We start from the raw sequence: 19,484 nt of genomic DNA, 5'->3' as shown, positions 1-19,484 counted from the left end.
ATCTATAACGACCAATGGGTATGTCGCGATATGCAATATGTGTCGGTTGGCGCCTACTTGGCTACGGCGCACAGCCCGTTTTCAGGGGTTCCAGACGGAACCAACCTCGACATTCAGATTGGCGTGGAGTTCGCGCAGGACGGCAAGATGTGCACTCTTCATATGCGGGGCGACACAGCCGCAGGTACAGCTCTTGTCGGCTATCTTGCTGCTTTGCCCAATTGGGGACCGTTCGTGACGATTAATGTCAGTAATTGAGGTATAGACTCTCCGTCACCATTTCTACGGGGCCATTGAGCACCTTGGCAACGGCGCTGTAGCCACTCTTGAGAAGCTCTTTGCGTTTGTACAACTCAGCGGGAAGGCTGTAGTCGTATGCGGTCTCGCCTCGCGTCCCATCGAATGACAATGCCCATTTGACGCTGCGACGGTTCAGTTCGTCGAGTACGCTATAGAACCGGTCGACGTCGAGATCACCGATGTAGCGTTGCTTGTTTCCAGCATAAGGCGGGTCAAGATAGACGAAATCACCCGATTGGGCATCTGCAGTGGTTTGCTGGAAGTCGCCGTTGCGAAACTCAATTCCCTGCAGATGAGCGGACCATTCACGCACAATCTTTGCGAAACGCTGCGGAAGCATCCCTTTGCGCGACAGGTGAAACGAATTGTTGAACTGACCGCTCTTGCTGAACCGTACAATCCCATTAACGCATGTACGCATGAGGAAGTTGAGGTCTTCTGGCCGTTGATCCGCGTTGAAGCGATCACGCACGATGTAAAAGTAACCGGGCAGGTCAGCCTGCAACGCAGCCCATTGCGTGGTGTAATCGTCAATCAAACGCTCCGCATCATCGCGCACCAATTTCCAAAATGCGATCAAAGGAGCGTAAATGTCTGCGCCGACAGCACCAGGTTTGCCAAGCATGAATAGAAGCGCTCCACCCCCAATAAATGGCTCGTAATAGCGTTCGTGGCTGGGGGCGAAAGCCGCGATGCGTGCAGCTTGGCTGCGCTTACTTCCTGTCCATTTCAGAAGCGAAGGTACGTCGCCGTGCGATGTGTGGCTTTCCTTAGCCACCTCGAAGGTAGGCAGTTCGGCAGGTTCAAAAAGAAAGGCGTCAAATGATTTCATTTCGCACCTCTGCTGAGCCGCGCGCGAGCAATTTCCACGTAGGATTCATCGGTGTCAAAGCCAATGAAGTGCAGCCCCGCCTCCTGTGCCGCAACACATTCGCTTCCAGAACCGGCAAAGGGAACAAGGCAGAGATCGCCGGGCCCAGCAGAAAGCTCGATAAACCGCTTGGCGAGGCGAACCGGCTTCTGTGCAGGATGCTTGCCATGTGCTTGCTCATGTCGCGGTTTGTTGTTTGGTAGATCCCAGACCGTGCGCATCTGTTTGCCGGGTGATTTCAGGTCGTCATCAGAGAAATCACCGAACTTAGAGTGCTCGTAGTTGAAACGGTAGGCGCGCTTGCCGCCGCGATGAGCCCATAGAATTGTCTCATGGCTAGCAGTCAGCCGACGGCCAGCAAGGTTGGGAAAGCTATTTCGCTTGTACCAGACTATTTCGTTTATGATTTCGACTTCGAGCATCTGCATGGCAACGTTGGTAACCCCTGCACTGTGATATGTCCCGTGCACCCACATAGAGCCGGTTGGCTTCAAGACGCGTCGCGCTTCAGTCAGCCAGCTTAAGGTGAACGCCAAATAATCGTGCAAGCTCATGTCGTCCCAAACTTGCGCGATCTTGCGCCAACTGCCACCAAAGCCGGGCAACGTTCCATACTGCATTGTAAGCTCGTTGCCCTTGCTTGCGTTATAGGGCGGGTCGGCGATGATGATATCAACGCTCTGGTCGGGAAGCTGCGACACCATTTCGATGAAGTTGCCATGATAGACACGCTGGGTCTCAAGGCCTCCAATGCCTACCGTTTGCAGATTGCCGCTCTCATCACGATGCTGAGGCAAAGATTGTGTCGGCAGGTCGACAGAAGATTTCGAAGGACGTCCGCGACGCTTAACGGGTGCCGTCTGGAGATCCTGAGTTGCTTCTTTGGTCATTTGGCGGTCTCGGCCTTTCCTCGGCTCTTGAATAGCATGTTGACTGCTTCGATCATCAAAGCTTGGAGTGTTTGATCCTCGTCTAAGCCAAGGCTGCGCAGCTGCTTTACGGCGTCTGGCTCCAGGTAGAAGGTCACGCCCTTCTTTCCAACCCGGCTAGGTGCCCGTCCGCTGGTCCCAGCGGACTTAGCTGCTGATGACTGCATGTTTTCCTCGCTGTACGCACAATATGAATGCATGCCGTCATGCTGTCATACTCTCTCATGGGCCTCAAGCCACTTTTCGTAGGCAAGACCACTATATGTGGTAGACAAAGGGCGGTTCGCCGAAGAAATGCGACCAACCGTTTTGCAGGGCGAGCAACAACGGAAAACGTCCAAGGGTCGGGGATAGTGGTGGCGATCTGAAGGGATCATCCCTATCTCATCCATCCGGAGCGTATGACCCTTGGTGCCACTGGGACGCTCTTCGCCGTGCGTCCGCTGATCCCCTCCGCCTCCTCGTTCAGCCGCATCCCCATACTGATCAGGCCATGCAGAGCGGCGTGGGCGTAAACGAAGGTGTCCAGCGCCTCGTTGCGTTCGCCGTCGCGCTTGGGTTGCCAGGAGCGGATCGGGCGGCCCTTCTCAAAACGGGTGACGACGCGTTCGGCGGTCAACTGGCGGAAGTAGTCGGCGTCGAGGCGGCGGGGGAAGTGGATGGCACCGGGGCCGGGTTCGGTCAGTTTCAGGCGAGCGAAGACGGCATCCTTTACGGCATCGACGCCGATGATGAACAGCGGGATCTTTGCCTTGTTGCTGCGGGTGGGACGGCGCGGCCAGACCGGGATGCCGGGGCCGCCGCGCCCCTTGATTGCCCAAATGCGGCGGGCAAGGCGGGTGCGGCAGAACTCATAGGCCATCTTGGTGTGGTGGCCGCCTGTGTCTACCGCGGCGGCGCGCACGGGGAGATCGCCGTAACTGCCGTTCAGCACGCCATCCAGATCGGACCACAGGCGCGGGCCGGAAGGGTCGCCCCACAGGACCCGGTAGTCGATCACCCATGCTTCCTCGTCACGGCCCCAGCCGACGATTTGGACTTCGATCCGGTCGCCCTGGACATCGACGCCCGCCGTCAGCACGGCCACGCCGGGGGCAAGGTCGCTGCCCCAATCCTCGCGCCGGGCCATCAGTGGGTCGGCTGGAACGGTGTCGCCCGCCTGGTCCTCCCACGATTCGCCCAGCTTTGTGTTGACCCAGACCTGCAGGCGGGCGGGATCCTTGGAAACGCGGGCATGTTCCTGCGCGATCTCGGCCCAAGTCTCCCATGGGGAATAGAGCGATGACAGGTGGAACCCCGCCGTGCGGCCATCGCCCAGCGCGGTCGGCCGCCATTCACCGGCAGACATCAGGCGCGGCTTTTCGTGTTCATGATGCACGCCGCCGCAGGCATCGCAGACCAGATAGGCGGCGTCGCGCTGCCCTTCGGGCCAGCGGATGCGCGCCCAAGTGATCGGTGCCATGTTGCCACAATGCTGGCATGGCACATGGAAATACCTCTGATCGCTGTCAAGATAGGCCGCCTCGATACGCGAATGGCCTTTCAGGGTGGGCGTGGACACCATGTAGATCTTGCGCCGCCCCCTGAAGGTGGTGGTGCGCTGGATGGCCAGATCGACGGGATCACCTTCGCCATCGGCGTCGCCGGGATAACCGTCCACCTCGTCCAGAAACAGATATCGCACGGGCGTGGATCGCAGGCCCACCGCGCTGTTGGCGCCGGTCATCACCAGCTGGCCACCGGGGAAGGATTTGCGGAACAGGCTATTCCCGGCATCGCGCGACCGGGGTGCGGAGACCAGGTCACGAAGGGGAGGGGTGGCCTCGATCAGCGGATCGATCCGGACGGTCGTGTTGCGCCGCACCATGTCCAGTGACGGCATGACCAGCATGGCGATGCCTGGTGCGTTCTGGATGATGTAGCCGAGCCAGTTCAGCCCGGCTTCGGACCCGCCCGTCTGCGCCCCCTTCATCAGCACCACCCGTTCATAGGGGCTGGAGGTCGACAATGCATCCATCACCGCGCGCAGGTAGGGCGTGCGGTCCGTGCGCCAGCGCCCCGGTTCCGCCGAGGTCGGCGGCAGGATGCGATGGCGGTCGGCCCAGTCCGACACCGGGATGGGCGGTTCCGGTCGGATGCCGCGGCGCCAGGCGAGGTCGATCTCAGGCACCATCGCCAAAACTCCCCAGCGGCATGTCGGCCAGGTATTCGAGATGCTCGCGCATCATCCGGTCCAACGCGGCGAAGGTGGCACGCGGATCGGCCCCGACCTCGGCGGCCAGCAGGGGTGCCGTGCGCTGAACCCACGCCATGTGGGCGTCGCGTTCAGCCCGGGCGCGGGCGAAAACCGTGCGTGTGGCGGCGAGTGTTTCGACCAACTGACCCTGTTCGCGTTCGAACGCCAGCTTGGCCCGCTGGACCTTGACGATTTCATGCAGGCGTTTGGCCTCGGCCAGCGTGGTCGAGACACGGGCGGGCGATGTAGGGGCGGCGAAAGCACCACCCTTGTTGCGACGCGACGGATCGAGATTGTCCTCGATCCATGCCAGCCCCTCGGCCACATCGATCTGACCATCGGGTCGCACCGGCAGACCTTCGGCCACCAATTGCGAGATGCGGCCCTTGGTCAGGCCGACCCGTGTGGCGAAGGCAGTCTTGGTTTCGGAGGCGTTGAGTTTAGTCAATTCCACCCCCTGACGCTGGCGGGGTCATGCGCTGCGCTCCCCCACATACGGATCGGCCCAAAAGGAACCGCCGCTTTCCCGATCCTTCCCGATTGACGCCCCTCAAGCCCGCCCGTGGGGCGCTGTGGGTGACGCAACAATGACGCGGAAATGACGGGTTTTGGGGCGTAAGCCGTTGATAGTGTTGAGATGACGCACCTTCCCGAGCAACATTTTATATAAGGGGTGTAATGTGTATTCAGGGTTGTGTTGTTTTCCCCCTTATATGAAAAGGTTCGGGCCAAGTGCGTCATCTCAACACTTTCAATGGGTTGCAGGGAAAAGCCCGTCATTCTTGCGTCACCCTTGCGTCACTGTGATGCCGAGGAAGAACCGCCCCGTGCTGGTGCGCTTGTGCTGGATGCCCGCCACCTGGGCTTGCACGCGCTGCACGAAGCCGTTGATCGCAGGGATCTTCTCGGTCTTGAAGCCCTCGGCCAGCGCCCAGTTCTGAAACCGGAGGTGCGCGTCACGGGTGGCTAGCATCGGGCCACCGTTCACGATGGGCTGCACACGCACGCAGGCGTCGATCCAGGCCAGCACCGGGTCTTCGCCCAGCACCCAGTCGAGAAGGGCCCGGTGGCAGCTTTCGGGGATGGCGAAATTGCGTTGCCGGATCAGCCGCGCCGCGCCATGGACAGCCCATGCCAGCAGCAGGTCGGCTTCATCGGAGGCGATCCGCTTGCCGATATCCGCGACGCGTTCAGGGATGGGGATCGTGCGGGTGAAGGGGATCACCATCAGGCGGCGCTGAACGCCACGGTCCACGCCCCCCTTGAAGCTGGGCAGGGTGTTCGTGGCAAATAGGTTCTGTGCCACCGAGCGGAACTCGACCCTGCTCTTGTAGACATCGCGCCCCTGGACCGGATCGCCAGTGACGACGGCCTTGAATGCGTCCGACGCGATGGCTTCCGCCGACAACTCGTCGGATGCATTCAGAAGCTTGCCGACCAAGCCGAGGACATGCCTGTCGTCCCCCATTTGCGAGGCGGGAACAGAGCAGATGGCGCTGGGGGGTAGGAGACCGCGGGCGAGATTGAGAAACTGGCTTTTGCCGTTTTCGGCGGCCATGCCATGCAGCACTACGGCGCGGGGTTGCAGCAGGTGGGTCGCATAGCCCAGCGCGGCCGATCCGCAGATCTCGGCCAGAAGATCGCATTTTGCTTGGGCCTCTGGGTCGCCTTTGAAGCTGCCGGTTAGAAGGCGGTGCAGCAAGGAGCCTTCGGGCGGGGTGCCCGGCACGCCCGCATGCCAATGGCCCGGCAGGGTGTGGCGGCATCGGTGATTGCGGTGATGGGGTTCAAGGTGAGGTGTGCCAGCGGCGTCGAAACGGATGAAGCCCGAGGTGCAGTTGATCCCGGCGGGCGGGTTTTCGAAGAAGTGCGGTTCGGCGCAGAGGGCGGCACATTCGTTCAGCACGGAGTCCACGCGGGATCTGCTCAGCTTGACGCGCGAGGGTTCGCCCGCCGCCGTCATGAAATCCGCGCCGTCATAGGCATGGACCGGCAGCCGGATCAGATGGTCCTCGATGGCCTCCCATTCGGTGCCAGTGTAGCGCCAGAACGCGCCTTCGGCATGGACGATGCGCCCGTGACGGGCGGTCAGGTCTTCGCGGACGCGCTTGGCGATCTCGACGTCTGACCCGATGTAAAGATCCTTGCTGCGGGTATCGGCCTGGTCGGCGCGCAAGGGTTCGGCGCCTGCGATGCGGCTGCGGACGGCGTCTTCGCCCTCGCGCACCAGGATGTCGTTGAAATCCTCACCTTCAGGCGGGGTGGCCATGAGCACCGTAAACCCGCGTGCGACAAGACTGCTGGCGGTGCGCAGTATCTGGCCCTCGGCCTTGCTGCCGGGCGCGTCGCCATCGCGGGCGATGATCACCATTGCCTTTTCGGGGACGGGCGCGCGGGCAATGTTCGAGATGCCGAGGCAGGCCCAGACCTCCTGACCGGTCGCCTGCCAGATCGACAGGGCGGTTTCCACCCCCTCGCAGAGCACCAACGGTTCGCGCCCCGGCAGACGGACGGCGGAACGTTCGGCCCAGCCCTCGACCGCTTTGTTGGTGCGTTTGACGGGATTGACCGGAGCCTTCTTGCCTTCGGCGGTCAGATAGACCTGCTGGATGGCCAGAACCTCGCCCGTCGCATCGGTGGCCAGCGCGACCATCGCGCCATAGCTGCCATAGGCGTTCTGTCGAAATCGGATGCAGTAGGGTGGCTGAATGGCGATCCCTCGCCCGCGCAGATAGGCGTGGGCAGGTGTGCCGTTCGGGCTTTCGGTCTGACGTACGATGTCTGCGACCTTGGTGGCGCGTTCCGCATCGGTCATTTCGACGGGCTTCGCTGTGCCCGAGGCAGGCGTGGTGGCCGGTTTGGCGGTCCAGGACGCAGGCATTTCCGCCTCGCCCAGCCAGTTGCGCGCCCAATCCCAAGCAGGCTTCTCATCCAACCCGAGATGGTGCCGGATCAGTTCCAGCCCAGCGCCGCCGGTGCCTGCCTCGTGGTCATACCAGCGCCCGGCATCCTTGCCCGCGATTTCCACCGCGACGCTGCCCTTGGCCCCAAAGCGAAGCTGCTGCTGGCTGGACAGTTCGCGGTTAGGGGTGCCGAGCAAGGCAACGGCAAGATCGCCGATCCGGTCGTTCAGCAGTTCCGCCAGTCGGGCCGCCGAGATACGCTTAGAACCCCGCGCCTTGCGGGCAGGCGGTACGTCGTTGAAGTCGAGCGGATGGTCCTGCAAGGTCATGAGGGCGCTATGCTTCTGATGGAAGAAGGAGTCCGCGATTGGGTCGCGGACCTCAGGACATTTGCGATGGCCGTCATTCACCCGGGGTGAAACGCTCCTGCTGCACGATCCAGTTCAGCAGCGTGCTTTTGCGGGCGCAGATCACCGAACCCATCTTGAAGTGGGGCATGCCCTTCGGTGCCTCGCCAGTCAGGTAGTAAACCTTGCGGCGGTGCTTCACGTCGCCGAACATGAACTTGGCGATTTCATCCGCGCCGCGAAGCAGGTCATCGCCGAGCGTCACCTCAGTCGCTGTCTGTTGCATCTTTTGGGCGGGGCCGGGATGTTGGGTCATTGGAGGTTCCTTTCTGGGGCAGGGCGTCTTGGAGGAAGTGAGCGTCAAGGCCGTGAAGACGGCGCCATGTGGCGCGGATCTGCATGCTGATGTTGACGCTGGCGGTGCTCAGTGCGTTGGCGCGGGTCGCCATGGCCAGCTTGTAGATGCGTTCGCCGGTCGTGATCTGCGCCGCGGAGGTGATGGCCGCGAGCTTGGTGCGACCCTCCGGACTGCCAAGCAGCCACGGCACCATCTTGAACGTGTCCTTTGATGCTGCGTAGCCGAGGATCAGGTTGGTCTCGCGGGGCGGGGCATCGAGGAAAAAGGCGGCGACAACGGGTGGCACCCGCAGGAACAGATGCTGCCGGTTGATCAGGTCGAGATGCCAGTCGTCTTGCAATGATCGGATCAGCGCGCCCTCTTCGGGTGAAATGGTCCCGGCAATCGAGGCTGTCAGCGCGGCCCATGTGCCCGGTTTTGTCTTGGCCATCACCTCGGCCACGATCCGGATGTTCCAGGCGAAATGCTCGCTGATCGCGGCACCAATCGCAGCAATCAGCACGTCCTCCTCGCGCCACAACCGCCGGAAGCCGCCGTGATCCTTGGGAGTTTTCTGGGCCTGAATGGCTCCGGCTGCTTGCAGGACACGCAGGCTGGGCAGGGGCATCCCCGATGCCGCAACCGCGTCCGCGTCGCCATAGAAGAGCGGTTCGGGTGCTTCCGCACCGTTCCGTTCGCTGGCTGTCATTGATGAGGGCTCCGTTCATGAACAAGGGCTTTACACGTGCAACAATCCATTGCAAGTGCACTAGCGATGGTTCATATCACCAATTAACGGGCTTTGACAACTGGTCCCGTTTCTTACGCACACGGAGGGAAATCATGGCCACGATCCGCAAACGCACGCTGCCCTCGGGCTTGGTCCGATGGCAGGTGGACTTCACCGACCAGGCGGGCAAGCGACGGTCCAAGCTGTTCCCGCGCCGCAAGGATGCGGACGTCTATCTGGTCAAGGTCCGCTCACTGGTCGCCAATCATACCTATCTGGCCGACAGCGACAGCACGACGGTGGCCGGGGCTGCGCAAAGCTGGCTCGATCATTGCGAGGTGCGCTGCAAGACGGGGAGGCGGATGGAGCGGTCCACCCTTCGCGGCTACAGCGACTATGTGCGGCTGCACCTGACCGCGCCGGTGGTCGGGATCGGGGACAAGCTGATTGCCCAGCTGACCCGACGCCATGTGAACGAACTGCGCGACCGGCTGTTGCTGAATGGCCGCTCCGAACACCTGACCCGCCGCGCGCTGTCGGTGCTGAAGCTGATCCTCGACCATGCCATCGACAACGGCCAGTTGTTCACCAATGCCGCGCAGGGCGTGCGGGTGATCAAGTCCAGCCGGATCGAGCACAAGGCCCCGGTGCCGTCCAAGGAAGCGATCCGCGCGCTGATCGAGGCGGCTGACGAGGACTTCAAACCGCACCTGATCGTCTCGGCGCTGGGCGGCCTGCGCGCGTCAGAACTGCGCGGCCTGCGCTGGCAGGACGTCGATTTCGACAAGGGCTTCCTGCACATCCGCCAGCGCGCCGATGCCTACAACCAGATGGGCGAGCCGAAATCGCGGGCAGGGTTCCGCGACATCCCTGCCGGGCCCATGGTGCTGAACGCCCTGCGCCGCTGGAAACTGCGCTGCCCAAAAAGCGAGTTGGGGCTGGTGTTCCCCGCGCCGCAGGGCGGGATCCTGCAACACACCCGGACGCAGGACCGGTTCCGCAAGCTGCTGGAAAAGGTCGAGGTGACGATGCGCTGGCACGACCTGCGCCACTTCGCCGTGTCGCTGTGGATCGAGCAAGGCTTCTCGATCAAGGAGATCATGACCTTTGCGGGCCACTCCTCCATCCAGATGACCATGGAACGTTACGGGCATCTGTTCCCGTCACCCGACCACCAGAAAGCAATGGCCATGGTCGAGGCGAAGCTGTTGGGGTAGGCTGGCGGCATCATGGAAGATGTCGCAGATCCCTCATCTGTATCCGAGCGGTCATTCGAGCCACTCACCGCCGCTGATCTCCAGCGGCTTGCAGGATTGGCCTACGATGACTTGCAGGAGCTATTCGCGAGGCGAACCGAAACGGGCGAACTCTACCGTCATCGCCTTCTGATGATCTGCCTCTGCCAAGGCGGTGCCGAGCATTTCGTTCGGCAAAGGAGTGGCATCAAAGACCTCGACGTGTGGGCCTTCTTCTCCGAACATCCCGCGCGGCCATTTCCGTACCGCCGTCGCGGTGTCAAAGATTTCGGTCCCTCGCACCTTGGACGCCATCCCAACGATATCGGTTTTCAGGGGCGTCGCGTTGACATCATTGGCCGGTCAATCAAGCGCAACCTTGACCAGACCGCCCAGGACTCCGTTCTGGAGTGGCTTCGAGAAGGTCGGACCGACAGCGCCAAGCTTATCTCGCAGCGTCCGGTAATTGTTGTCTATCCCGAGGGCATTCGTGGAAGCGTCATCTGGGACCCAGGTGTGGCGATCAGTCCAACGTGATTGAATTCCCGTTCCGTTCCAACGATTTGCGGCTGTTCCGTGCGACACGACGCCGACGTTGCGAGCCTGAAAATCGGCTAACACGCGGAAATCACGTGGTTATTCCGGGCGCTGGGTTGGGCCTCATAACCTGAAGGTCACAGGTTCAAATCCTGTCCCCGCAACCAAAATTCTACAAGATATCAAAGACTTCAAAGCCGAGCGTAACGCTCGGCTTTTGTCATTCCAAATTCTTGTCAACACCTGGTCAACGTTTTACGAGGCCCCCCTACGCGGGCCAGATTAGTCGGGCAGGTCGTCCCGAAACCGATCCATCTGATGCATCCGCTCGTGCAGGACCGTCACGATGCCGATGTTGCCGTTCGACAGACGCCGCCAGTACACGAAATGATGCTCGTGCCGGAAGTAGAAGCCGTCGATGGCGAACTCTGCCGGGATCGGCCGCGACGCGACGCCGTGCACCTCGATCTTGCCGAACGCTGCAAAGAGATCGGTGATGTAGCGATCAGCCTGTTCAGCGCCCCAACGGTCGCGCGTGTACCGGTAGATCTCGTCAAGCCGCAGGGATGCGGCCTCCTGGACCAGGACGGCCATGAGGTCAGCCCCGGTTCCGGGCGATTACCTCGGCGGCGGTCAACGGGCGATAGCTTTCCTCCGGTGCCGCAAATGCGCGTGTCAGTTCGGCTTTCAACCGATTGAACGCTTCCGCCTCGGCCCGCTCCTTGTCGCGCCGGATCAGGTCGCGGACGTATTCGCTGATGTTCTCGTAGGACCCGTTCTCACCCACGTTCGAGGCCACGAACTCGCTCAGCGCGCCGCTGATGCGGACAGTCATCGTTGTGGTCTGGGACATGGCGGCCTCCGGTTTACGTCTTCAAGATAAGCAAAAATGAAGACGCGCGCAAGTTTCCTGGCTGTCGGAGTGCCCACCACTGTGCATGCCAAACATGGTTGCAGACGCCAGAGACCAAAGTGCAAGTTGCTTGGGATAAGTTAAGGTAAAAGGGCAGTCTACCTGATAAAATCGCTCCTGGTTTGCGTGCCATCCCGGCAGGGCGCACAGCCGTCATTGCCTTCGTTGTTGACGATGATGCTGCCGAAGTGCTTGTCTACGCAGTCACCTATGGCGGCGCAAATTGGGCCAAGCGCTGCAGCGCGCGCAGCCGATAATGGAGCAGAGGCCACTTGTTTGTTCGAAAGGGTCCTCTGATGGGGTTTGTCTTTTACGATCTTGAGACCACCGGGATATCGCCTGCCTTTGATCAGCCGCTGCAGTTTGCGGCGATCCGCACGGATGACAGTCTTGTCGAAATCGAGCGCGTCAACCTTCGCTGCCGGATCGCGCCGCACATCATCCCGTCCCCTCAAGCGCTGTTCGTCACCGGCGTGACGCCCGCGCAGCTGGTTGACCCCGAACTGCCGTCCTTGTTTGAGTTTACCCAAACCATCATGGAGCTAACTGAACGTTGGGCGCCTGCGACGTGGGTGGGCTTCAACACCATCCGGTTCGATGAGGAAGTGCTGCGCCAAGCCTTCTACCAGAACCTTCAGCCGAACATCTATGCAACGCAGCTCAACGGCAACAACCGGCTCGATATCCTGACCGCCGTCTATGCTGTGTGGTGCCGCAATCGCGGTCTCATGCATTGGCCCACCGATGATACTGACCGCACGACCTTCAAGCTGGACCGTCTGGCCCCGGCCAACGGCTTCAACGCGCACAATGCCCATGATGCGCTTGGTGATGTCGAGGCCACGATCCATATCGCCGGCCTCATTGCCAAGGGCGACCCTGCGCTCTGGTCGGCCATCCTGCACAACCGCGACAAGCAGAACGTCACGGCGATTCTGGAATCCTTCCGCCCGGTCGAGTTGGTGCTGCGCTTTGGCGGTGGGCCGCCCCGTGCTTATGTGGGGTGCTTCTGCGGCACTGCTGCTGGAAACCCGACAAATGCGGCTTTCTTCGATCTGGAGGCGGGCGATCCAGAAGTATTGATCAAGGCCGATGATACGGCGCTATTCGAGGCGGTCGATAGCTCGCCCCAGATCATCCGCAGCATCGCGACCAACAAGGTGCCGTCTCTCTTCCCGATAGCCAGTCCAGATCCCGACCACCTCCGCAAAGCAGCTTTTATCGCAGCGAACCCTGCTTTCCGCGCTCGTGTTGGCCAGGCTATGGCCGCGCGTTACGTCGAGGACCCCGATGCGCCGCCCCCACCGGTTGAAAAGCAGATCTATGGCGGCTTCTTTGCCAAGGCTGATCGTGATCTTCTGGCCGACTTCCAGCGGGCCGACTGGCGCCGCCGTCAGGAGATAGCTAACGTTCTAACCGACGTCCGTCTGCGCCAGCTCGGCCGCAGGCTCATCGCTTTCCACGCCCCCGAACTCATGTCCTCCGATGAGGCCAAGCAGTTTGACGCGTTCCTGCGCGACCGGTGGAATGCCGAAGAGGGGCCTAAGACAGAGTGGACGACTATCGCATCGGCAATGCGCGCCATTGCCGAACAGCGGGCGCTGCCTGGGACGGACGATGCGGCACTTGACGAAATTGCCGATTTCATTCGACAATTTTCGTTCAGATGACAGGTCTCCGATGGTTGGTCTCCACATCGACGATTGCCGTCATTGGCTTTGTGCGGGAAGACTGGGTAAGCAACCACTGATTTGGCGAGCGGGGCGCTAAGCAGAGAAAATGGCTATGTTGGCTGAACTGCTTGACCAGATGCTGAGACTGAACTGACTTTGTGAAGGGCGACGCGTGTCGGCCCATCTTTTGGGGGCGTAGGTGACATTTACTTCCTTGGTACCGACGATCGAGTGCTTGGCCGACGAAACCGTGCTTATTCAGGCATGGAAGAAGACCGCCAGCTACATACGATACCATAATTGGTTTTCCGATACCCTTGAGCTTGACCGAACGGCAGTCAACCTAAGGGAATTCATTTCGAAGATTTCAGCTGAGATCAAGTCCGAAGCCCCACTACTGTCTAATCCAATCCGAATGGTTCCAGCGCCGAAAAGCCAGAAATGGAGAATTGAAGGTGATGGTCAGTGGAAACCAGTCGACGGTAACGGTGACACGGCAAAGATTCGTCCGCTTGCTCATGTAAGCCTGCGTGACCAGGTCATTGCGACAGCGATCATGATGTGTCTGGCAGATCGTGTCGAGACGCGCCAAGGCGACCCAGCCATACCGCTAGACAGTGCTGAACTTCATACAGTTGTCTCATACGGAAATAGGCTGTTTAGCGATTTCAAGAACGGAAGCGCGAACCAGAGGTGGGGGTCAGGTACCCTCTATCGGGGCTTTTATGAGGACTATCAGACATTTTTAGCTAGGCCGGAAGACGTGGCTGAAAGGGTCCATAGGGACTATCCACGGACGCTGATCGTGCAGTCGGATCTTCGCCAATTCTATGATCGTGTCACATCCGAACTCTTGCATAAAGCCATACGCAACCTCCAAGGTGATGTTGGCGAGTCCGCCTTTTTCGAGCGGGCTACAGGCTTCCTGACGTGGAAATGGTCAGCTAACGATCTCAAAGAGATCGACATTTACGCCAAGCAGTCTGGCATTCCAGATTTCAGCATGATCGTTCTGCCGCAGGGGCTCGTTGCAGCTGGCTTTTTTGCGAATGTTGCCCTTGCGAAATTTGATCAACAGCTTCAAGAACAGATTGGTCGGGAAATTCTCCCGAACATCAAGCTGCACGACGTCGCCCGATACGTCGATGACCTCAGGTTTGTGCTGTCAGCTCCTTTGGCCGTGGATATAGAAGCGGTAAAGTCCGACATCTTTAAGTGGATCAAGAGCAGTCTAGATCGATCAGCACCTGGCCTAAGCCCAGCGGAAGAGAAGACGCAGGTGACCGCGTTCCGGGCGGATGAACGACCGCTGGTTCAGCAGAGCAAGCGAATGGGGCGGATCCAAGCAGCGATCTCAGGAGGCTTTGACCCTGTTGCTGGCGGAGAAATCCTAGATTCGGTGCTCGCTCTTGTCAGGGCGCAGGACCGGTTGGCGAGGGCCGAGGCGGTCAGCGAGCACGACCCATTTCGACCCATTCCTGACGTGCGCGACTCAACGGTCGACCGCTTCGTCGCTGGCCGATTTCGTTCGACTTATCGCTCTCTGCGCCCCCAGCTTTGGCAAACCCGCGAAGATCAAAAGGCGGAGGGTGATGGCGAAGAATACAGCCAATTTAAGGGTGTGCGCACCCGAAGTGAGCTCGATGATGAAATGCGAGCATTTGCATTAGAATTGATTTCGAAATGGGTCAGCGATCCTTCCAATGTCCGCTTGCTGCGGATTGCGCTCGACATGTGGCCAGATGCCGACGTCCTCACGCGAATTCTCAATCTTCTGAGGAGGTTTACTCAGAAAGGTGGCCCCCGGAATGCACCGCGGCGGATCGCTTGGTATTGCCTGTCTGAAATTCTTCGGGCTGGTGCCGTTGAGACAGGCTTCGTTGAGGATGACGAACAGCTTCCATCGGCAGTCAAGGTCCATGAATATAGACGAATTCTGCGAGATGAGGCGCTGAGGATTGTTAAGACCACGGAAACGCTCCTTCCATGGTACCTCAAACAGCAGGCGTACCTGATGCTTGCAACAGACCCTCCTGATATTCAGTTGCTGCCATCCCATGGAAAGGGTGATCTTTGGCCATACACCAGACTTCTTCGGTTTCTGAAAGGCGATGCACAAAAATTACTGCCTGATGAATATGCGACGTTCAGCATTCTTGCCCGGCGATCCTATTTGGACCGCCAACGGGCGGTAGACCTGGTCGGGCCTCAGTTGACGCCGTCTCGGCTGAACCGGATCGCCTCGCTTGATCCGAATTTTGGGGCTGAGCTCGTGAAGGCCACCGGCGAAGCATCTGCGCTTACCCCTCGAACCAGGGCAGATCTTGGCCTTTCAGATCATTCCGATGCCAAGAGCAGCACGTTGGCCAAAATCGTGCTCTCGCCGGGGACGCGGAATGAACTCCGTAACGAGCGTGCCTTGTTGAGCTTCGCTTCCAAGTTCCTGCTGGCAATTGATGGCGTTGCGGAGGGAGCAGCTATTTCCCCATCCGAGGTCACACTGAGTCTGGAAGCGGCGACGTCCGAGGTTGGATCGCTGCAGCTTCAGCGACGCAACTTGGCTGGCGATTCACTTTACGACCCGCCAAATTGGGTTCCTGCTGATGATCACTGGCGCTTTCAGCTTGGTTTTCTTTTGCGCTTTATCCTTACAGCCCAGCCTGACTTTACCAGACCAGCTCGCAGCCCGCACTGGAAAGAGGAGAAGCAGATTTATAGATCGCCAGGCGGTCATTGGCATGAGCGCATACATGGTTTCTTCAATGGTTACTCAGCGTTCGGTGATGATTGGTTGCCCATTTCTGACTGGGTGGAGAAGATACTCTTCGGTCTGTTGTGGTGGCCAGGCTGTGCCGGTCTGCGAGCCGATACTCCGGTAGCGGGCACGATAGATGAAGCTCGCGAAGCCATTGATGCGCGACTGAAATACATGCGCGAGTTGCAAGGGTCCAGCGTCGCGCTACTGCCCCTCAAAGTACCGGGTGCATTTAGGCGTGAGGGGAAGCCCCTGCGGGCGTGCGTTGTCCAGATGGCATTTCCCTCGGTGGACGACTTTCATGAGAACGATCTCACTATGTCAAATGCAACTCTACGGATACGTCATCGCCGCCATCTTTCTGCGGCCTTGGCTGCGGTCAAAAGCTCATTGGCCCTCCGCGAAACGCACAAGGGCATGGACCACAGACTCGACTGGCTTATTTTGCCAGAACTTGCGGTCCATCCCGACGACGTGCGGACGCACCTTGTTCCATTTGCAAGAGCGCACAAGACGATCATCCTTGCGGGCCTCACCTATGACGAGCTTTTTGCCGGCCAGCCACTCGTGAACTCCGCGCTCTGGATAATACCAACCCACCACCCCACACGCGGTGCGCAGATCCTGATTAGGCGGCAGGGTAAGAAACACTTGGCGCCGAGCGAGAAAGGCTTTGAGACCAAAGGGCTGATACAATCGTTCCGCCCATGTCAGTGGTTGATTGGATATGATTGGTCCAAAGATCCAGACAGCGATCCGCTTTGGCTGACTGCCGCCATTTGCTTCGACGCAACCGACCTTCATTTGGCGGCTGACCTAAAGGATAGGTCCGACATTTTTGCTATTCCAGCCCTAAATAGAGACGTAAAAACGTTCGACAATATGGCTCTCGCTTTGCACTACCACATGCATCAAATGGTCGTCGTGGCGAACAATGGCAACTATGGTGGAAGCAATGCTTATGCACCCTACGCAAAGGATTACAAACGGCAGATATTCCACATGCATGGACAGCCACAGGCTTCGATCGCATTTTTCGAACTGGAAAACATCGCTACGTTCAAGAACCGCAAGGCGACTGGGATAGTTTTTAAGCCGCCACCAGCAGGTTAGTCGAAACCCCTGCCGGTGGCAGATTGCTACGCGCTTCCGGCATTTTGGGAAGCACAGCGCCCTATCGCGCCCTTTTGTCTGCCACCGACCAAACGACCGATCCGATGGTCAGCAGTGCGCCGATCACCGGTTCGATGTCGGAGGCCTGCACGAAGCCTTTGGCGACGAGCGCGGTACCCGCGACGGTCAGGATTTGGCGGATGAGAGCGAGGATAGCAGGTTTCAGCATGGTGTTCTCCAGTTCAGATTTCATTGGTGGTTGCGAGGAATTCGCCCGGCTTCATGGTCGGCAGGCGTTGGGGGCGGGGCGGATAGGTTGCGGGCCAGCGGGCGCCCAGAAGGCGTGACTTGGCGATCCGTGCGATGGTGACGGCATCGGATTGGTTGCCGCCCAGCACGTAGAAATGCGTGTCATCTTGGCCGACTGCGAAGCCGACGTGGCCGCCAGAACCGCGTTCGAAAATCAGCACCGCACCCGTGACGGGTTTGGTCTCCTGCCCGAACAGCAGCCAGTTGCGCGCCCAATAGGGATTGGTGCCGAGCGCGCCGAGAAGCAGTTCATCGGGCAGGGCCACGCGGATGCAGGTCTCCACGAAGTCGCCGCACCAGGGGTTCTTGCTGGGATCGCCCAAGGAGCGGCCATCACGCTTCAGCCAGTCCATCAGCCAGGACCGGTCGCGCGCTTCATTGCGGCCAAGCGCGGTTTTCGCCTCGGTGATCCACGGCAGTGGGCCGGGTGGTGCCAAGGCGGCCGACCGTCCATTTGCAGACAGCAATTGCTTCAGCGCCCGTGCGGTGCGGACACCCCATTTGCCGTCGATGGCACCGGGGCTGTGGCCAAGTTTGTCCAAGCCGCTCTGGATCAGGCGGATGGCGTCAGTCTGGTCGGTGGACATGGAAGCGCTCCTTTTGCCCTGCTTCGGGCAACAAAAAAACCCGCCTCTGGGGCGGGTGGGGGACAGGTCAGTGCTGGTGGTGAGAGTGCTTCAGTCGGTGCGACCGCGCTGGAACGCCTCGAACATCACGTCCCGCATGGCGCGGATGTCGGTTTCGATCCGTTCCAGCCGGTCGGCATCGGCCTTGCGGTCATCTGCGCGCTGCTTGTCGGTTCGCTCGCGCTCGAGGTGCAGTTCCCGGTCGAGGCGCTCCAGCATTGCCTCGTTGGTGAATGCCTTGCGGGTGACGGTGGCGGCGATGGCAAGAGAGCCACCGACCAAAGCGGTGATTGCTGCGGTCAGGCCGTTTTCGCGGAAGGCTTGGCCGACCTCCTGGAGGATGGTGGTGCGTTCAGTCATGATGGTCCCTTCAATAGTCCGTTTCGAGATAGAGGCCCGCGCAGTCATAGGCGACGGCGGCGGCTGTCGCGCCGGTGTTGAGGTAAAGGCGCGGCGAGAGGAATTGCGTGTTGGCGGGAAGGTCGACGGTGATCTCCTGCTCAAAGACCGCACCAGAGACCTCATTGACCGCCCGGACCCAGACCGACGATCCGTTCGGTGGGGCCGCGATGAACAGCGTCAGCACACCGCCGGTGGCAATGGCAAAGGGCGCGCCCATGTCAGTCAGGGTCGGCGCGCCGGTGCCGTCATTGGTGACCATCTGCCAGTTGGCATGGGTGCCGCGCTGGAACCCGATGCCGACTGCGTTGATCACTGCAGCCAGCGTCAGGTTGACGGCCAGCGCAGCGATGGAGCCATAAAGGCCGAAGAACCCCATCCCGGTCGTCTGCAGCGTTGTCAGAGAAATCCGCGTCACGTAGGTCCAGCCGCCCAATCCAGCGGCATTGCCACGCCAGCACGCCCATCCGGCCGAGCGTTGTTCGGCGACTGAATCCACCACAGCCGCCGAGGTCAGACGCCAGCGCCGCATGGAGGCCGCGAGGTTGGTGGCGGCCAGCGTTGGATGAGAGACAGTGCCGACGTTGGTGATCGGCAGACCCTCGGTGGTGATCGTGGTCGTGATCGACGGTGACCAGTTGGCAATGCGGTTCACCCCGAAATGCGGCTGCAGTGGAAAATCTCGGCCAGAGGGACGCATGACATCGATCCACGGCGCCCCGGCACGATTGCGCGCATAGACCGAGGTCTTGCCCGAGGGTGGTGGGGTTGGCGCGGCGTTCAGCCCCGGCAGGACAGTTGGCTGGGGCAATTCGACTTGGCCATTGGTGCGGTCTATCAAGATGGCATCAAAGAACGTCGACCCGTTCGGGCTGACCTTGAAGCTGAAGTTGTCGTTCCCGAGGAGGCCGGTCAGGGCCCGAACCGAGAACCCGGTCTTGAAGGCAAAGGCCGCATCATTCCCGACCGCTGCCTTGTTGACGGTCGCCTCGATCCCAGCGCCTGCGTTGTTCAGCAGCACGGCTGGCGTGTTCATCGACAGGCGGTTGACCTGCGCCTGCTGCGAACGGTTCGTGCAAGCCCCGATGCCTTCGCGCCCGATCGAACGCGGCCGTCCCGGGCCGGGTCTCTTGGCCCATGTTCTGGTCAGCAAGTATGCCGACCATCTTCCGTTGTATCGTCAGAGCCAGATATTCGACCGTGAAGGCCTTGATCTGGATCGCTCCACCTTGGCGGACTGGGTCGGCAAGACGGCCGCCTTGCTGGAACCG

General features: G+C 60.2%; 18 protein-coding genes and 2 pseudogenes. 6 read left to right on the top strand and 14 right to left on the bottom strand.

Translation table 11 applies throughout. From position 1 onward, the window contains the following. Nucleotides 1-258: hypothetical protein (locus RSW2DRAFT_RS18405; RefSeq protein ID WP_198008130.1), on the top strand; the 258-nt coding region annotated here is incomplete at its 5' end. Here the strand turns inward: RSW2DRAFT_RS18405 and RSW2DRAFT_RS16560 are convergent. From RSW2DRAFT_RS16560 to RSW2DRAFT_RS16525, 8 genes are all read right to left on the bottom strand, one after another. After that, the gene (locus tag RSW2DRAFT_RS16560) at nucleotides 248-1,132 is read right to left on the bottom strand and encodes a DNA adenine methylase (RefSeq protein WP_008033080.1); all 885 of its coding nucleotides are present in this window, start codon (nucleotides 1,130-1,132) and stop codon (nucleotides 248-250) included. The genes RSW2DRAFT_RS18405 and RSW2DRAFT_RS16560 overlap by 11 nt on opposite strands. Next, the gene (locus RSW2DRAFT_RS16555; protein WP_008033078.1) at nucleotides 1,129-2,061 is read right to left on the bottom strand and encodes a DNA-methyltransferase; all 933 of its coding nucleotides are present in this window, start codon (nucleotides 2,059-2,061) and stop codon (nucleotides 1,129-1,131) included. Before RSW2DRAFT_RS16555 ends, RSW2DRAFT_RS16560 begins: the two co-directional genes overlap by 4 nt. After that, the gene (locus RSW2DRAFT_RS18125) at nucleotides 2,058-2,267 is read right to left on the bottom strand and encodes a ribbon-helix-helix domain-containing protein (RefSeq protein WP_332250976.1); all 210 of its coding nucleotides are present in this window, start codon (nucleotides 2,265-2,267) and stop codon (nucleotides 2,058-2,060) included. Before RSW2DRAFT_RS18125 ends, RSW2DRAFT_RS16555 begins: the two co-directional genes overlap by 4 nt. Nucleotides 2,268-2,479: 212 nt before the next feature. Continuing rightward, entirely contained in the window at nucleotides 2,480-4,273 is a 1,794-nt protein-coding gene (locus RSW2DRAFT_RS16545; protein WP_008033075.1) for a phage terminase large subunit family protein, read from the bottom strand. Beyond that, a complete protein-coding gene (locus tag RSW2DRAFT_RS16540) occupies nucleotides 4,263-4,790 on the bottom strand; it encodes a hypothetical protein (RefSeq protein ID WP_232209706.1) in 528 nt (175 codons plus the stop codon). Before RSW2DRAFT_RS16540 ends, RSW2DRAFT_RS16545 begins: the two co-directional genes overlap by 11 nt. Before the next feature lie 333 nt (nucleotides 4,791-5,123). After that, entirely contained in the window at nucleotides 5,124-7,649 is a 2,526-nt protein-coding gene (locus RSW2DRAFT_RS16535; protein ID WP_156790770.1) for a DUF7146 domain-containing protein, read from the bottom strand. Continuing rightward, nucleotides 7,642-7,902: a hypothetical protein gene (locus tag RSW2DRAFT_RS16530; RefSeq protein WP_008033068.1), complete on the bottom strand. Its 261-nt coding sequence runs from the start codon at nucleotides 7,900-7,902 to the stop codon at nucleotides 7,642-7,644. The genes RSW2DRAFT_RS16535 and RSW2DRAFT_RS16530 overlap by 8 nt, the downstream gene beginning before the upstream one ends. Next, nucleotides 7,853-8,632, bottom strand: a complete 780-nt coding sequence (locus RSW2DRAFT_RS16525; RefSeq protein ID WP_008033067.1) for a hypothetical protein — start codon at nucleotides 8,630-8,632, stop codon at nucleotides 7,853-7,855. The genes RSW2DRAFT_RS16530 and RSW2DRAFT_RS16525 overlap by 50 nt, the downstream gene beginning before the upstream one ends. Before the next feature lie 134 nt (nucleotides 8,633-8,766). Between RSW2DRAFT_RS16525 and RSW2DRAFT_RS16520 the strand changes: the two genes are divergently transcribed. Both RSW2DRAFT_RS16520 and RSW2DRAFT_RS16515 read left to right on the top strand, forming a co-directional pair. Continuing rightward, complete coding sequence (locus RSW2DRAFT_RS16520; protein ID WP_008033065.1) at nucleotides 8,767-9,870, top strand: site-specific integrase; 1,104 nt, start codon at nucleotides 8,767-8,769, stop codon at nucleotides 9,868-9,870. A 12-nt stretch (nucleotides 9,871-9,882) separates the two neighbouring features. Further along, the gene (locus tag RSW2DRAFT_RS16515; protein ID WP_008033063.1) at nucleotides 9,883-10,425 is read left to right on the top strand and encodes a hypothetical protein; all 543 of its coding nucleotides are present in this window, start codon (nucleotides 9,883-9,885) and stop codon (nucleotides 10,423-10,425) included. A gap of 282 nt (nucleotides 10,426-10,707) precedes the next feature. Here RSW2DRAFT_RS16515 and RSW2DRAFT_RS16510 read toward each other — a convergent pair whose 3' ends face one another. Both RSW2DRAFT_RS16510 and RSW2DRAFT_RS16505 read right to left on the bottom strand, forming a co-directional pair. Further along, nucleotides 10,708-11,019: a type II toxin-antitoxin system RelE/ParE family toxin gene (locus RSW2DRAFT_RS16510; RefSeq protein WP_008033062.1), complete on the bottom strand. Its 312-nt coding sequence runs from the start codon at nucleotides 11,017-11,019 to the stop codon at nucleotides 10,708-10,710. A 4-nt stretch (nucleotides 11,020-11,023) separates the two neighbouring features. Then, nucleotides 11,024-11,278 carry a ribbon-helix-helix domain-containing protein gene (locus RSW2DRAFT_RS16505; protein WP_008033060.1) on the bottom strand — a complete coding sequence of 85 codons (255 nt, stop codon included), beginning with the start codon at nucleotides 11,276-11,278 and terminating at the stop codon, nucleotides 11,024-11,026. 356 nt (nucleotides 11,279-11,634) lie between these two features. Here RSW2DRAFT_RS16505 and RSW2DRAFT_RS16500 point away from each other — a divergent pair, with 356 nt between their 5' ends. Both RSW2DRAFT_RS16500 and RSW2DRAFT_RS16495 read left to right on the top strand, forming a co-directional pair. Next, complete coding sequence (locus RSW2DRAFT_RS16500; RefSeq protein WP_008033057.1) at nucleotides 11,635-13,008, top strand: exonuclease domain-containing protein; 1,374 nt, start codon at nucleotides 11,635-11,637, stop codon at nucleotides 13,006-13,008. A gap of 238 nt (nucleotides 13,009-13,246) precedes the next feature. After that, a complete protein-coding gene (locus tag RSW2DRAFT_RS16495) occupies nucleotides 13,247-16,879 on the top strand; it encodes an RNA-directed DNA polymerase (protein ID WP_156790769.1) in 3,633 nt (1,210 codons plus the stop codon). A 61-nt stretch (nucleotides 16,880-16,940) separates the two neighbouring features. Here the strand turns inward: RSW2DRAFT_RS16495 and RSW2DRAFT_RS16490 are convergent, their stop codons facing one another. From RSW2DRAFT_RS16490 to RSW2DRAFT_RS18120, 4 genes and pseudogenes are all read right to left on the bottom strand, one after another. Beyond that, complete coding sequence (locus RSW2DRAFT_RS16490) at nucleotides 16,941-17,132, bottom strand: Pam3-gp28 family putative phage holin (RefSeq protein ID WP_040672484.1); 192 nt, start codon at nucleotides 17,130-17,132, stop codon at nucleotides 16,941-16,943. Beyond that, complete coding sequence (locus RSW2DRAFT_RS16485) at nucleotides 17,122-17,775, bottom strand: TIGR02594 family protein (RefSeq protein WP_008033051.1); 654 nt, start codon at nucleotides 17,773-17,775, stop codon at nucleotides 17,122-17,124. Before RSW2DRAFT_RS16485 ends, RSW2DRAFT_RS16490 begins: the two co-directional genes overlap by 11 nt. Nucleotides 17,776-17,865: 90 nt before the next feature. Continuing rightward, nucleotides 17,866-18,174, bottom strand: coding sequence for a hypothetical protein (locus RSW2DRAFT_RS16480; protein WP_008033049.1), 309 nt, complete (start codon nucleotides 18,172-18,174; stop codon nucleotides 17,866-17,868). 10 nt (nucleotides 18,175-18,184) lie between these two features. Next, nucleotides 18,185-19,261 (bottom strand): annotated as a pseudogene (locus RSW2DRAFT_RS18120) (DUF2793 domain-containing protein); the annotation flags it as partial. On the opposite strand from RSW2DRAFT_RS18120, the pseudogene RSW2DRAFT_RS17290 reads away from it, so the two are divergent. Next, nucleotides 19,260-19,484: pseudogene (locus tag RSW2DRAFT_RS17290) on the top strand (IS66 family transposase); the annotation flags it as partial. The pseudogenes RSW2DRAFT_RS18120 and RSW2DRAFT_RS17290 overlap by 2 nt on opposite strands.

It is taken from the genome of Rhodobacter ferrooxidans (assembly GCF_000176015.1).
Lineage (GTDB): Bacteria > Pseudomonadota > Alphaproteobacteria > Rhodobacterales > Rhodobacteraceae > Pseudorhodobacter_B > Pseudorhodobacter_B ferrooxidans.
Note: the sequence above shows the minus strand (reverse complement) of the source record. Positions and strands in the feature narration are given on the sequence as shown.